The organism is Desulfovibrio sp. JC022 (genome assembly GCF_010470665.1).
Classification (GTDB): domain Bacteria; phylum Desulfobacterota; class Desulfovibrionia; order Desulfovibrionales; family Desulfovibrionaceae; genus Maridesulfovibrio.
This window is the reverse complement of the sequence record NZ_VOPZ01000016.1, coordinates 1-13,787: the sequence shown is the minus strand read 5'-3', so window position 1 is coordinate 13,787 and position 13,787 is coordinate 1. Positions and strand designations below refer to the sequence as shown.

Below are 13,787 nucleotides of genomic sequence, written 5' to 3'. Positions count from 1 at the left end.
GCTGATTACTCCTTGAACTTCAAGGGAATATTCTTGCCGTTGTAGCGAACCACGACAGACTTTGAAGTGATGGAATCAACCCTACCAGTTCCTACTTTTTCGCCCTCGGTTACGGTCTGCACGCCGTCACGACTGACCAGAGTTGCGGACAGTCTTCCGTCCACACCCTGAATGGAAATGACTTTGGGCCAGACAGGACGGCTTTTCTTTTTGGCAGCAGCTTTGGGCTTTGTTGAAGCAGGCGGTAGGACCGGGATAACCGGCATGGTCAGCTCGCGCAGTTTCTTCTGTCTTTCAGCTATATTGACCTGCACATTGAGGACGTCGAGCTGTGAATGAAGCGCACTCAAGCCTTCAAGAGAGACGAAGGCAGGGCCGCTGATTTTAGATTTTACGGTTACCTGATTTTTCTTAGAAACATACGGTTTAACAGTAGCATTGCTAGTGCTATTGGTGGTTTCGTAAAAAGCCGGAATGGTCGCATTGGTTGCGTTACTATGTCCCGCAGCTGTTGCATTGAACGTAGTTCCATTTCCAACCGGCATGGAGCCGTTGACAGGTTCTGAAACCAGCAGTTCAGGTAAGGGTTCAGTGTCAGCCGATTCCTGTGCATAGACGGCAGTTGCCAGCAAGAGCAGGATTAGGACGAGGTTAATAAGACGCATAGATCTGTCCCTCCATGGTGTATTTGTTTTCAGTGAGGTCGATTTTTGTGAGAACCAGACCGGGGATGGTGTCCAGCTCGTAGAAGAGCGGTTCGGAAATGACCGAGATTGACGGCAGCGTGGACAGCTTCCATTCTCCTTTGATCCACGGAGCGGTGAGCTGATTTGTCTTGTCAAGCTTTTTGATTTCGGGATTTTTCCAGTTCAGAGTCAGCTTTGCACCGAGAACGCGAGTCAGCTCATAAATCCGGGCGGTAATTTCTGATTTATAGCCCAGCTCCTGCTTTGCCCGCTGATTTTTTAGTGAGTACGGAATGGTGATTTCAGCCAGTTCCGGGCGAGGGCCGAGAGTGGAATTGCCGGGACGGTCGGTGAACTGCGCACCCTGCTGATGCAGCCAAGCCATATAAATCCCTTCATCATTGCGGATGATGGATTTCAGCTTCCAGCCGAGGGTGTACGGCTCGGTATGACGCACGGCACGCAGGAATTCATTGGCGAAGTCTGAAGGCAACGCGGTTTCATTCCATGTCTTTGAGAAGAGCGTGGTGGGATCTAAGACAACCGGCTTCATTTCCTGCTGCTTGAGCTTGCTCTCAATGGCTGCAAGTCTGCGCAGTTCTGCAAGCTGATCCTGCTGGAACTGATCCCAAATCAACCAGCCCATGATTAGGGCAACACACAGCGCGACAAAAGAAATCCACAATCCCCGGCGATTCTCTTGGGCCAGCGGCTGGACTTTCTCGGAGATCCGCAGCAGTCCGTTGAAATGGTCCATGGACTCTTCAACTGTTTTACAAAGGATTTCATTGTCATCCCAGTTAGACAGGGATTTGAGGTTGTTGAAGTGGGCTTCTGCTTCAGTCCGTGAGCGGAAGTATTGGTCACCTTCAGCAGCGATATTTTTCTTGCTGACCGCGCAGACCCACCACAGATTTTCCTCCAGACAAAACATTCCGATCCATGTTGAATTGGAGCGTTCCACAAGTGCGCAGGCCAGTGACGGCAGACGTTTGATCTTTGTTTCAGCGCAGTTTCCAAGGCCGAACTGCTGTTTTCTGATTGCAACGCTATTGTAGCCGTCTTCGGGGAATTTCTCGGCCAGAATGCGGGCCTGTTCCAGCGCGTCTTTGCGTTTGCCGGAGCCGTTGATGAACTGCCACCAGAGGCCGATGGCGTACTTTTTATTTTTGATGAGAATATGTTGCATGGCTAGACCCCGGCACTTTCCATTTCAATGGTGATGATGATCAGACTTTTGCCGTACTGCTGGCTGAGTCCGCCGGAGGTGATGCCGATTCCCTTGGAATCCTGATTGCTTTCCTGCTCGAATCCGGCCAGCACCAGAGTCTGACCGCATTTCATTTTGACCCGCTGGCTGAAGCTGCGGGTGGAAACCTGCGGCAACTGGATAGTCATGGAGCCGGAGGAGAATTCCTTCATGGAATCCAGCGAAGACAGAGTGATGTTGTATTGCAGGATGGCCTTGCGGTTATCCATGATGTGCGGGAGCACGGTCATGGAAAAGCCGGTGGAAACCTCACCGGGAGTGAGTTCCGAGGTCTGAATGGAATTTTCGGTAGTGGTTGAGCTGACCCCGGCGAGATAGGAATCCCGTTTCACAACCTGAACCGGCAAAGCCTGATTGTTCATGACAATCCCGGAGCCGGAGGTCAGCAGGGTTGTGCGGCCACGCTGACGCAGGGCGCGAAGCATGAGTTTGGTATCCTTCCAGCTTCCATCAAGAATGGCGGCGGTCAGACTTCCCGCGCCTGCAATGGAGTTGTAAGGCTGTCCGCCGAGCAGACTGAAGCTTGACTGACCGGCTTTAAGCGCGGTTTCCAGATTGAAGCCGGTATCCGCATTGCGGTTCAGTTCCAGCGACCAGACCTTGACCGCAAGGGCCACCTGCCTACCCATCTTTGAGTTCAGGGAGTTAATGTATTTTTCGACCCGGCGCAGGACCGTGTTGGTGTCGGTTACAGTAACCATTCCCGCAGCTTCGTTGACCACAACCCTGCCGTCCTTGCTGAGCATCGCTTCAACTGCTTTCGCAGTATCCTTCCAGACATCACCCTCAAAGATGGCTTTGTTGGTCTGCGAAGTCTGGCTGACACTGTCCGAGGTCTTGGTTGTCTGGCCCACGCCGTTGATGTTGTTGGCGTTGCCGGAATTCCCGGAAGTCTGGGATTTATTGGTAATGGTGGATTCGTATTTGATATTTCCCGGCGCAACATCAAGACTGAATGACTTGGTCTGCAAACGGGCAATTTCAACCTTTGCGCGGGTTGAATCATATTCCCAGCCCATGCCGAAGAATTCGCACATGTTATCCAGCAGCCCTTTGAGCTGGCCGTCATACATAAGCTGCATGCGTTCAGGTGTTTTGCGTTCCTGATTATCCTGAGCAACATGCACATCGCTGTCAGTGTCCTGCACGACCTCAATATGAACGGGAACCTGCTCGCTGATTTTCCTCGCCAGCTCCGGCGCGGTCAGGGGCCTTCTGAGATTGAGGGTGACCCGTCTGGAAAAGACGTTGGGAAGTTTTTCAGAGTCCAATTCGACAGGAATTGCACCCACATATGGAGCATGAACAACGGTTACGGTTTTCTTGCCCGTTGCCTGCCGCATGGACGCAGCGCGGCCTTTTACCGACCGTTCTTGCGGGGAAGGCTGGAAACTGCTGCATCCGCAGAAAGACAGGATGAGAATAAATAAAAGAAATCGTTTCATGTTAATCCTCGCAGACTTCAACGACCTTGTTGGCCTGATAGATGGTTACGCGCAGTGAATTTCCGCTGGCGTGCATTCTGGAAAACAGCCGTTTGACAGCTCTGGGGAAGGTGTCCCGGAAGGAGGCCCCGGCCTGCATCTGGAAATCATGGGGAGCTTTCCAGACAAGCGTGTATTCAGCGTGAGCGGCCCAGCGTTTGAGCTGATCCCGCAAACCGCCGGGAACGATGTTCCAGTCTTCGTTAAGTGGGGATTCAACCTGCCGGGAGTCATTGCCCACGAATTCGAAAAAGGCGGGGGTTTGAGTCAGCAGACCGGCCTTTTCAAATCCGTCATGAGTCAGGTTGTAGACCTGCCCGAAAGACCAGCCGTCCGAAGCTTTGACATGCAGGTAATAAAGGGTGCTGTTGCCAATGCCGTCGAAGACCATGTCCATATCCAGCACGTTGGGATCTGTGGATTTTGGGCTGAACTGAAAGCCCTGTGCGCGAAGGCTGGCGTCAAACTTCCAGCCGAAGTCGGTGTCAGGAACATTCAGGTGCAGGATGGTCCGGCCCGGAGGGTAATGTCCGGCAACCTTGAGCGCGGCTTCTTCCACCAGTGGTTCAATTTCCTGCTCTTGGTACATGGTCGTCTGCTGGCTCATTATTTCAGCTTCTATCTGGCTGCCCGCACGTTTTACGGAGCAGCCGCTGGCAGCGATGACTGTCATCGCCAGCAGGAGTAAGGGGATGAATTTTATCATTTGGTTACCTCAATTCGGTTTATTTCCACCTTGGCCTGATCCGTTCCGGTTCCGGCCACGAGGATTGCTTTTTCAAAGATCTCATCAACAATCATGGCATTGCCTTTGACCCGGTAATTGACGATTGCTTCCTGCCCGGACTTTTTCACCAGCAACACCGGAATTTCGGTCTGGGTGGATGTCCTCGGAAGCTGGATAAAAGTCCTGATTCCATCGTTGTAGACGCGCATGGGCTTCCAGCTCGCATCATCACCGCTGATGGCGTAACTGAAGTCGAGAGTTGAAAGATCCACGGTTTTGCCTGCAATGCTGGTGGTCTCCCAGACCTCTTTGCGTTCTTCCTTTTTCAGGCTGGCTTTAAGGATTTTTTGCTGATCTTCCGGGTACAGAAAGGCCACATAGGGAGTGTGTCCTTTGCGCCGGGAAACCAGCTTAAGGTGATAGGTGCGGCGGTCGGTGGTGATGACCGCGCTGGTCACCAGTCCGGCATCAAGGGGCTTGATGATGAGGTGCGTGGATTCCCGGCCCGGTGTCCCGGACTGGCCCACAACCACCATCCAGCGGGCGGTGTCTCCGATGATGACGTCATTGACGTTTTCACCGGGCTGGAGTTCAAGATCCGAAGCCATGAGCGGGGAGCAGATAATGGTCGGCAGGGTCGTGCCGTATACGTAAACAACCTTGCCGTTGCTCTGCATGATCGGCTTGACCTTGCGGTTCATCCATTCTCTTGAAAGCTTCAGTGCTGCCCACTCTTTGCTGTTCAGGGGAATGTCTTTTTTGCTGATGTAATCCGGTGCTGGCAGCGGCGAGGCCCATGCCGTGCAGACGCTGATAAGCACAAGGAATATTGAGAGAAGAGTCTGTTTCATTGTGTCTCCTACTGTTCAAGAAGTTTCGCCCAGGAGAGTTCTGTGACGTAAACGCCCGCAGGGTTCCTGATAATCTGGCTGTGAGTTGTTGGTGGGGAGATGCGGACCTTGAGGGTCGCTTCATATTTGGTGCTGGAAACCGCTACACCGGAATGGTTGCGCACTGTCTCCAGCCATTCGATTCGCCAGCTCTCGGAGCTGACCGGGAGCGGGATGCCTTTGATGTCGATTTCGACAAGGGTTTTCTGTCCCCGTTGGTAAGGGTTATGGGTTTCGTACCAACCTTTGGTGGCACCTCTGGCCGCGCCGACCACAAAGGAGGACATGCGCCGGACCATCTTTTTCTGGAGTCCGATGTCAGCGGTGACCGTGCGCCAGTTAGTGATCAGGTTGGCGATTTCGGCCTGAATTATTCGCTTTGAAACCGGACCGGCCTGATCTGCGCGTTTGACCGCAACGGACTGGCCGAGTTTGTCCACTTCGACTACGTAGGGAACGACCTTGCTCTGCATTGCCTGAACAATATTGATGCTAAGCGAGAGGCAAACGGTCAGAGCCATGATCAAAGCGGCAAAACGCCATTGATTACGGCTTTTTATGTAGCTGCCATATCGCTCAAACCATTCTTCTTTGGCGGCTAAATAGGCAGAATTTGGACGGTTTTTGGGCATAGTTATCCTGTGGTTTTTAGATTTTTACTGCTAAATTGGTGGGTTAGTCAGATGAGTCCGGTGGGAATTGCATCTTGTATGCTTCGTGCTGGGTTTTGGTGCTGCTGCGGATACCGCCAGCCCGACTTTGGGATAGATTTTCCCGTATGGAATTGATGCCGGTGGCGGCCATGTGGCCCAGTTTTCCGAAGCCGGTTTTCCCGGCGGTGTTGGCGTATGAGCTGGCTTCGCGGACCGCATCGGTTCCGCGTTTGGCTTCGATCATTCCGCTGGTTGCACCTTTCACAACAGTGCTTGTACTGCTGCTTACCGCTGTGACGGCAGAGGTCAGATACCTGCCTGAAGATGAGAGCGGTCCATTGATGAGACCTGAAATGATGTCCGGGATGGACATGGTCAGGGCCAGAATGACGATTGACGCCCCGAGAATGACGAGCACTTCCGCAAAATTGATTTCCGGCTTATGGAATCCGTTGATAAAATCAATGCTCAGCGAGATCAGAAGCTGCATGGTGAACAGTTTCATCGCCACCGAGAAGGCATACTTGATGAAGTTGATGGCGTAATCGCGGGTGATTTTGGAACCACTAAATCCCAGCAGGATGATTCCCGCGTTGAGGACGATGTAAGCCTCACATTTTACGAGAATTACCTGCGCGGCAATCATGGAGAAGCTGATGCAGATGGCAATGGCAACCAGCACCAGTCCGGCGGATTTTGCGATGTCCCAGCTCATGCTTGCAAGCATGGTGTCGAAGACCTGAACACCGGCCAGAAAAATGCTGCCTGCCGTCACCGGCGGTGCTCCAAGTTCCTGTGCTGTTTTGCTCAGTCCGATAATGATCTGGTTGGTCCATTCCTTGTAATAAATGAGTATAGCAAACATCAGCCCGGCGTAGAGAATGAGCATGATGAATTCAGCCAGTGCTTCGTCTACTTCGGTCTGCTTGGTGGCTACGCGGATACCCAGAAAGCAGACATCCAGAATCAGGAGAATCCTGAACAGAACCTTGGCGTGTTCGGTCAGCAAGCCTTCCCATTTACCGGCCTTGGCATGGAATTCTGTGGCGATGCGGGAGAGTATCTGCGTGTCGTCTGTGGCTGAAGTCGCAGCATGGGCATCAGCTCCCATGAACACGATTAGCAGCAGAATCAGGACAAAGCCTGCCCACAAAATTATGTGATGGTTTGCAGTAGTCATGGCTAGAATCCGAGCGGCTCCGGGCCAGCTTCTTTTTTACAGGCTTCGCCGTAGGTCGGGGCAAAGAATTTTTCGCTGTCCTGTCGCAGAATTTGCTGATCCTTTTCCTTCTTGGCCTCGATCATGGACTGATTCTGAATCTGGGTCGCCAGCAGCGCACGAAGCTTGCGGATTTCCTGAATCTGAACACTGCTGAGCTGGTTGGCCGCTTCAAGTGCCTGCATGCGTCCTTCCGGCGTGCTGAGCAGACCTTCAATGTAGGAATTAAATTCCGCAGAATCGCTGATCTCCTGCAACTGACTGCCGGAAAGTTTGAATGTGGCCTTGGTGGCCGCATCGACTCTTTCAGACCATTTGGACCAGTATTCCTTATACTTCTTGGTGAACTTGGCGTTGGGCTGCCCGACCAGTCTTTTGGCGGAGTTGAAGTCCGGGTACTGGGCTTCGTAAATGCCGTCCAGAACCTCAATATCGCCCACGGTGCTGACCAGATTCTTTGAAAGCTGGGCCAGTCTTTTAAAGTCCCGGATGACGCTGTTTTTGATGGCAAACGGCAAGCGAATCGTGTTCCGAACCATATTGGTGTACTGCTGGATATTTTGCTGCACCATCATGATTTGCTGCTGGGTCTGCATCATTTCTTCCTTGTAGGTCCGCCACATTGATTCGAGTTGTTCAATGTTTGTGACCCGCTCCAGAGCCTGCAAGAATCTGTCACTGCAATTGACGCAAGTCACGGTCATGGCACTGGCATGAGAAAGCATCGTAAATACAAATACTAAGCTGAGTATTACGGATTTCATTTTTCAATTCTCCGGTTTGTTGACATGGTATCAAAAAATAGTACAATTGGTTCATGGCATGGATCGTTAAAATCACCGGCAAGGCCCGGAAGCAGGTTCGGCTCCTCCCTGAAAACATTGCAGAGGCTTTGCATTTTTTGCTTAATGAAATTCAGGTGCATGGACCTGTCCGTGAAGGCTGGCAAAATTATGGCAAGCTTAAAGGCAAACCGGGATTCTACCATTGTCATCTGAATAAAGGTAAGCCGCGCTATGTCGCTGTCTGGAAGGAGAGCGAGCAGGGCGTAAAACTCATAGAGGTGCGTTATGTTGGAAGTCACGAGAAAGCAGACTACCGAAGGATCAGTTGATATCTGTGTGCGAGTTCCTGCCAAGGATGCAGCCAAGATTCTTGAGGCCAGCAAGGCTTTCTGGAAGCTGGCCGGGCTTGACGTCAGGGAGTTGAACGACGAAGGCGAAGAACTTTTCAGCATTGAAGATGTTTTCGGAGAGTCTTCAACAGGACGCCTTTTGCGCGGAGCCAGATACAAGGAAGAAATGACCCAGCAGCAGCTTGCTGATAAAATGGGCATCGCCCGCAGGCATATTTCCGAAATGGAAAATGACAAGCGGCCCATCGGCAAAGCCATGGCTAAGCGACTCGGTGAAGCACTTAATGTCGGATATAAGGTGTTTTTGTAGCTCATTTGAAATCTCCAATTTTATCATTCAACCAATGTTCAGGCCAGTCAGCTCCGTGCTCGCTGGCCAATTTTTTTATCCGGGCCAGACTCGCCTTGTCGGACGCCCCTACAAACGAAAGCGCGACCGGGCCGAGTGCCAGCTCAATGAGCCGTCGACCTTCCGGGGAAACCACGTAGTAGTCGCGCTTGGGAGTGGCCGAAGCGATGATTTCAATCTGGCGTGAGTTGAGTCCCAGACCCTGATAAAGCTTGTACTGGGCTTCCTGAATTGCCGCCGGATTGGGCAGGTAGATCTTGGTCGGACAGGATTCCACCAGCACATCCAGAATCCCGGAACGGCTTGCATCTGAAAGGGATTGTGTCGCCAAAACCACCGCACAGTTGGCCTTTCGCAGAACCTTGAGCCATTCCCGGATTTTTTCCCTGAAAACCTTATGGCCGAGCATGATCCATGCTTCATCAAGGATGAGCAGAGCGGGCTGGCCGCTCAGTGCTTTTTCAATGCGGTGAAACAAGTAGAGCAGGACCGGAATGATGTTCTTGTCACCGAGGTTCATAAGCTCCTCGATTTCAAAGACCATGAAATCCGAAATGCCGAGATCGTCAGAGCTGGCATCAAGCAGTCTGCCCATGGCTCCTTCTCCGGTGTAATGTTTGATGGCCTCGCGCAGTTCTTCGTTTTGCAGGCTGTGGTAGAAGTCGGTCATGGAACGCATGTGTTCAGGGTTATTCCTGATCATGGACATGGCGATGTGAATGGCGTTTCTGTGGGCCGGAAGCACGTTCAAGCCCTGCATGGTCGCCAAAGTTTCGATCCATTCTTCCGCCCAGCTCTGTTCAGCATCCGAGTCGACGTGCTGGAGCGGAGCAAAGGACAAAAGCGAATCGTCAGCAGCGATTTCATAATGAGATCCGCCAGCCCCCAGACAGAGCGGGAGCATTGATTTGCCCTTGTCAAAAGCAAAAATGGTGGCCTTCTGATAGCGGCGGAACTGGGCTGCCAGAATTCCTAGCAATGTGGATTTACCCGCACCGGTAGGCCCGAAAATCAAGGTATGGCCGATGTCGCTCACATGCAGGTTCAGCCTGAACGGTGTTGAGCCGTTGGTGGCGCAGTACATAAGCGGCGGCGAGGAAGGCGGAAACTTGTCTGAAGGGTTATGTTCCCGGCCAGCCCAGATTGTTGCCAGCGGCAGCAGGTCTGCCAGATTCATGGTGTTGATGATTGGGCGGCGCACGTTGGCGTAGGAATTTCCGGGATGTGATCCGAGCCACGCTTCAAGCGCGTTGATTCCTTCAATGCGGCTGGGGAAACCCTGATCAAGCAGTTTACGGCGCAGCTCTCTAGTGTTTTCTTCAAGCTCACCCAAATCGTAGCTCATCAGGACAATGACGGCAGTGTAGAAACCGGCACCGACCAGCCCGGACTGAAGTTCTTCAATGGCCTGCTCTGCATCATCAGCCATGCTTTTGGCGTCCCTGTTTTCCTTGGCGTTTGCGTTGTCCTTGAGCTGATCCCATATTTTATAAATCTGCTGCGACCAAGTCTTTCTATACTTCTCAAGTTCCTGCTGGGCCTCATACTGATCCATGCAGATGAAGCGGGTGGAGAACCTGTATTCAATGGGCAGGGATTCAAAATTGGAAAGCATGGACGGCCAGCTATCCGGCGGAAAGCCGTCCACCGCCAAAACCTTGATGAACCTGCCGCCGATGCTGGGCTGCAAGCCGCCGGTCAAATCCTGCCCGCCGAGAAGAGCATCAAGATACATGGGAATTTTTGGCAGCAGTATCGGATGCTCTTCACCGGTAAGGCATTTATTCAGCAGCGACAGAAAAGTTGAATATGTATGTACGTTTCCGTGCTCGTCCGGGAACTCAATGTCTGCAAGGTGAGTCAGTTCCATTGAGAGCGAAAGGGAATCTTCCAGCTCCTGTGCAACAGTCAGGAATTTTTCCAGAGCCTTTTCAAGATGATTGACGGTAGCGGAATTTTCATAAGCAAGGTTGCTTAACTTCTGGGTTAAGAATTCCGGCTTATAAGTGATGATCAGGTAAGTCTCAGTGGAATAAAATGTCCCGGCAGATTCAAAGATATTTCTCCTTTCATCTTCAATGGCCTGAGTGACGAAATCCGGGAAAAAACTTGTCCCGGCGTGAGGGTATTCAGTTGCAGTTGAGCGGATGGCCTCAACGTGCAGCATCCAGCCGGAATCAAGGTTTTTGATGCCGCTGTTTACACGGTTGCTGACAACGGCCAGTTCTTCCGCAGTGCTGGAAGCTGTATCCTGAGCGCGGAATTTCCAGCCGGTCATGAGCGAGCCGTCTTTGCAGAGCAGCACGCCGTTATTAACCATGGCCGCGTAAGGCAGCAGATCCGAGAGTCCTTTGGGCTTGTGACGGTAATCTTTGAGCGCAATCATTTCAGCTTTGCTCCGCCGATCTGCCATGGAGTTGAACGGGCAGCGTAAAAGTTTTGCTGATTGAAATGGCACAGGCCGATCTTGGAAAGCTGCGGATCAAAGTTGGCGGTCTTTTGCAAAACGAAGACCGTTACAACCCAGAATATAAGGGCAGCACCGCCAGCGTAGAGAGTGAATCCTCCAAGGGCGATCAAGATGGCGAACAGCGCAGAATAAAGCAGCGGTTCGCGCTCGGCACCCATGACCAGCGAAGGCCGGTACAGGGAAGCGTGAATGGGAATTTTTCTTTCACTCATACTACTGCCCCGGAGAAGCTGAAAATTGAATCGACAATTGATGCGGCCAGCGCAACAAATGACATGCCGAATACGGTCTTGAGCAGGGTCTTGAATCCTCCCTCAAGTTCTTCCCTTTTCATGATGAAAGCGATGCCGGAGATCCCCATACCGCCGATGCAGATCCAGCGGCCAACAGGTCCGGTGATTGTACCGACCACCATTTCCATAGGCGTGCTGAGTTCATTGATTGAGTTGGAAGCAAAAGCCGCGTCAGGCAGAGCGGTCAGCATGAGCATTGCCAGCAGGGGTAGATATTTGTGCTTATTTGTTTTCATCGTAGAGGTACTCCATGATGTATTTTTGATTTACGGGGTCATATCCGATTACTTCCGCCACTTCGGAAACAGTCCGGCCCTTGCGGGTACGGCGGATGAAAATCAGAAAGTCCATTGCCGAGCCGATCAGTTGCGGCATGGGCGAGGTGGATGCTTCCGAGATAAGTTGCTCAATACGCAGCAGACCTTCTGCCGCAGAGTTGGCGTGAACTGTGGCAATGCCGCCGGGATGTCCGGTGTTCCAAGCCTTGAGCAGGTCGAGGGCTTCGCCTCCGCGCACCTCACCCACAAGTATCCGGTCCGGGCGAAGCCTCATTGTCGCCCGGACCAATGACTGGATGGAGGTGTACGGAGTTGTGTGCAGAAAAATTGAATTGCGTGACTGGCTTTGCAGCTCCGCAGTGTCTTCGATAATGACCAGCCGGTCAGCAGGGGAGACTTCAGAAATTGATTTGATAATGCCGTTGACCAGCGTGGTTTTGCCGGAACCGGTCCCGCCAATAACGACAATATTTTTCTTATCCTTCACGGCGGCCAGCGTTCCTTTCATGACTTCAAGAGTCATGATCCCGCTGACCACGTAGTCTTCAAGAGGAATGACCCGGCTGGCCTTTTTCCTGATGGTAAAAGAAGCACTGCGCACGACCGGCGGATACAGACCTTCAAAACGACTGCCGTTGAGCGGTTTTTCAGGGGGAAGCTCGCCCTCAATGATGGGATTCTTGTCGGTGACGGTAGTGTCCAGCGCACTGGCAACCAATGAAATGATCATGGCGGTCTGGCTGGAAGCTAGAGTATCGGCGATAAACATTTCTTCACCGAGCTTTTCAATCCAGAGCTTGCCGTCCGGGTTGACCATGATTTCAACGACCTGTTCATCCTCAAGTGCCCCGACAATGACCGGTCCCATGTTGTGCAGCAGGTTTCTAACAAGCCGTTCATCCATCACGAACCCCACACAATGACTGAGACTGAAACGGCAATAGACAACCCGAAAAGAACCCCGGCGAAAATCGCCATGGCCCGGATTGAGCTGATAAAACGGCTCATCTGCTTTTCATGCTCGCTGATTTGGGCCAGACAATTATCGATGTTGGCTTTGACCGCTTTGCTCAACAAACTGTTGGTGGACTTGCGCACCTCGGCAGCAAAAGCAGCAACATGCCCGGACATGTCAGCGGAAAGCTTTTGCTGATGGTCGGTCAAGAGCAATTCATACTCATTCAGGGCGGCGCGGTGCATGGTCACAGCTATGAGAATGGGATCATTCTCATCAAGCAGCACATCGTGCTTTTCAGCAATCAAGTCGCGCACGCCCTGAATGGTGAGGGGGGCATTTTCAGAAATCTGGTCAGACATACCGTTGCTAAAGCCCGCTGTTAGAAAGTTCCTGCTGAACTTCTTTCCAGATCATCTTCAGCCGCTGCCGGGTCATAATCGGAAGCGTGCTTTCCTGCGCTTCGTCAAACGACATTTTCGCGGTGAGTAGGTTTTCAAGGTCTCTACCGAAGGTTTCCTTTTTCTTCTGGGGAAGGCGGATCAATGCGGCTATGCGGTGAGTGTTCTCACGGTAGACCGTAAATTCTTCGAAATTCCTGTCATTCCCGTTGATGGGGCCGAAGTAGTTGTTTAGCCAAACATAGATGGGGACATCGAATGTTTTGAACAGTGAATTTAAGCCACCAAGTGTGTCCGGCAGGGCTTGTCCGCCGGTAATCACTGTGTGCAGGTTGATTTGAATTTCACTTTCTTCGAGCATCTCGAAAACTTTGTTTCCGGCAAGATAGCTTGCAAGAGGAACAAAGGTGGCTGCACCGTTATCAATGACCATTTCTTCATCACCGGAAAGGGCCAGCATTAGCTCAACTAGCTTGTCAAATTTTCTAGGATCAATGTCTTCCTTATCCATAATATTCAGTGCAGTGACATCAAATTCTTTATAACCGGCAAATGTCGCATTGATGGGATCTGTGTCTACGCAGGAGATTTCCTTTCCTGATTCCAAAAAATATTGGGTCAGCAGGCTGGCTATAAGGCTTTTACCTACCCCGCCTTTGCCTTGCAGAATCATGTTTATTGTTGCCATGTCTTTTCCTTTTCTTTAACCGCGAGCGGGTTCTGTTCTTTTCCCTGTTGCTCAGGATTATAGGAGAGGTGTTTTTTGCGCAGTCCATCAAGATTATACGAACAAAAACATTGGTAACTCATTGTTATCTTGCGCTCTTCAATCAAGTGCTCGTAGATCATCTTTTTGTTGAATCCCTTTTTATGAAGAGCCTTTATCTCATCTAAATTGGCAATGAATTCTATTCTTGCGTATCCTTTACTTTTGCTCATTCTGGTCCTCCAAAAGAATCATGAGAGCTAATTTTCTT

Annotated in this window: 17 protein-coding genes; 2 read left to right on the top strand and 15 right to left on the bottom strand. The window is 51.5% G+C overall.

What is annotated here, in order from left to right; genetic code table 11:
* Positions 1–5: 5 nt before the first annotated feature.
* From pilP to trbJ, 8 genes are read right to left on the bottom strand one after another with little or no spacing between them, the layout of a single operon-like run.
* Positions 6–665, bottom strand: coding sequence for a type IV pilus biogenesis protein PilP (gene pilP, locus FMS18_RS19335; protein ID WP_163296308.1), 660 nt, complete (start codon positions 663–665; stop codon positions 6–8).
* Positions 652–1,875, bottom strand: a complete 1,224-nt coding sequence (gene pilO2 / locus FMS18_RS19330; protein ID WP_163296307.1) for a type 4b pilus protein PilO2 — start codon at positions 1,873–1,875, stop codon at positions 652–654. The genes pilP and pilO2 overlap by 14 nt, the downstream gene beginning before the upstream one ends.
* Before the next feature lie 2 nt (positions 1,876–1,877).
* Entirely contained in the window at positions 1,878–3,401 is a 1,524-nt protein-coding gene (locus FMS18_RS19325; RefSeq protein ID WP_163296306.1) for a secretin N-terminal domain-containing protein, read from the bottom strand.
* A gap of 1 nt (position 3,402) precedes the next feature.
* Positions 3,403–4,146, bottom strand: a complete 744-nt coding sequence (locus FMS18_RS19320; RefSeq protein ID WP_163296305.1) for a TcpQ domain-containing protein — start codon at positions 4,144–4,146, stop codon at positions 3,403–3,405.
* Positions 4,143–5,018: a P-type conjugative transfer protein TrbG gene (trbG, locus tag FMS18_RS19315; RefSeq protein WP_163296304.1), complete on the bottom strand. Its 876-nt coding sequence runs from the start codon at positions 5,016–5,018 to the stop codon at positions 4,143–4,145. The genes FMS18_RS19320 and trbG overlap by 4 nt, the downstream gene beginning before the upstream one ends.
* An 8-nt stretch (positions 5,019–5,026) precedes the next feature.
* Positions 5,027–5,689, bottom strand: coding sequence for a type IV secretion system protein (locus FMS18_RS19310; protein WP_163296303.1), 663 nt, complete (start codon positions 5,687–5,689; stop codon positions 5,027–5,029).
* A gap of 43 nt (positions 5,690–5,732) precedes the next feature.
* Positions 5,733–6,890 carry a P-type conjugative transfer protein TrbL gene (gene trbL, locus FMS18_RS19305; RefSeq protein WP_163296302.1) on the bottom strand — a complete coding sequence of 386 codons (1,158 nt, stop codon included), beginning with the start codon at positions 6,888–6,890 and terminating at the stop codon, positions 5,733–5,735.
* A gap of 2 nt (positions 6,891–6,892) precedes the next feature.
* On the bottom strand, positions 6,893–7,693 hold the full coding sequence (gene trbJ / locus FMS18_RS19300; RefSeq protein WP_163296301.1) for a P-type conjugative transfer protein TrbJ: 801 nt from the start codon (positions 7,691–7,693) through the stop codon (positions 6,893–6,895).
* 53 nt (positions 7,694–7,746) lie between these two features.
* Here trbJ and FMS18_RS19295 point away from each other — a divergent pair, with 53 nt between their 5' ends.
* Both FMS18_RS19295 and FMS18_RS19290 read left to right on the top strand, forming a co-directional pair.
* On the top strand, positions 7,747–8,043 hold the full coding sequence (locus FMS18_RS19295) for a cytotoxic translational repressor of toxin-antitoxin stability system (RefSeq protein ID WP_163296300.1): 297 nt from the start codon (positions 7,747–7,749) through the stop codon (positions 8,041–8,043).
* Entirely contained in the window at positions 8,000–8,374 is a 375-nt protein-coding gene (locus tag FMS18_RS19290) for a helix-turn-helix transcriptional regulator (protein WP_163296299.1), read from the top strand. Before FMS18_RS19295 ends, FMS18_RS19290 begins: the two co-directional genes overlap by 44 nt.
* 1 nt (position 8,375) lies before the next feature.
* Here the strand turns inward: FMS18_RS19290 and FMS18_RS19285 are convergent, their stop codons facing one another.
* The 7 genes from FMS18_RS19285 to FMS18_RS19255 are packed head-to-tail and all read right to left on the bottom strand — an operon-like array spanning position 8,376 to position 13,749.
* On the bottom strand, positions 8,376–10,799 hold the full coding sequence (locus tag FMS18_RS19285; RefSeq protein ID WP_163296298.1) for a VirB4 family type IV secretion/conjugal transfer ATPase: 2,424 nt from the start codon (positions 10,797–10,799) through the stop codon (positions 8,376–8,378).
* Positions 10,796–11,095 (bottom strand): conjugal transfer protein TrbD, encoded by a 300-nt coding sequence (gene trbD, locus FMS18_RS19280; RefSeq protein WP_163296297.1) that lies wholly within the window; start codon positions 11,093–11,095, stop codon positions 10,796–10,798. The genes FMS18_RS19285 and trbD overlap by 4 nt, the downstream gene beginning before the upstream one ends.
* Positions 11,092–11,412 carry a TrbC/VirB2 family protein gene (locus tag FMS18_RS19275; protein WP_163296296.1) on the bottom strand — a complete coding sequence of 107 codons (321 nt, stop codon included), beginning with the start codon at positions 11,410–11,412 and terminating at the stop codon, positions 11,092–11,094. The genes trbD and FMS18_RS19275 overlap by 4 nt, the downstream gene beginning before the upstream one ends.
* Positions 11,399–12,358: a P-type conjugative transfer ATPase TrbB gene (gene trbB / locus FMS18_RS19270; RefSeq protein WP_203544711.1), complete on the bottom strand. Its 960-nt coding sequence runs from the start codon at positions 12,356–12,358 to the stop codon at positions 11,399–11,401. The genes FMS18_RS19275 and trbB overlap by 14 nt, the downstream gene beginning before the upstream one ends.
* Positions 12,358–12,771 carry a hypothetical protein gene (locus FMS18_RS19265; protein WP_163296294.1) on the bottom strand — a complete coding sequence of 138 codons (414 nt, stop codon included), beginning with the start codon at positions 12,769–12,771 and terminating at the stop codon, positions 12,358–12,360. Before FMS18_RS19265 ends, trbB begins: the two co-directional genes overlap by 1 nt.
* Before the next feature lie 7 nt (positions 12,772–12,778).
* Positions 12,779–13,498: a conjugal transfer protein TraL gene (locus FMS18_RS19260; protein WP_163296293.1), complete on the bottom strand. Its 720-nt coding sequence runs from the start codon at positions 13,496–13,498 to the stop codon at positions 12,779–12,781.
* Positions 13,486–13,749, bottom strand: coding sequence for a TraK family protein (locus FMS18_RS19255; protein WP_163296292.1), 264 nt, complete (start codon positions 13,747–13,749; stop codon positions 13,486–13,488). The genes FMS18_RS19260 and FMS18_RS19255 overlap by 13 nt, the downstream gene beginning before the upstream one ends.
* Positions 13,750–13,787 lie beyond the last annotated feature (38 nt).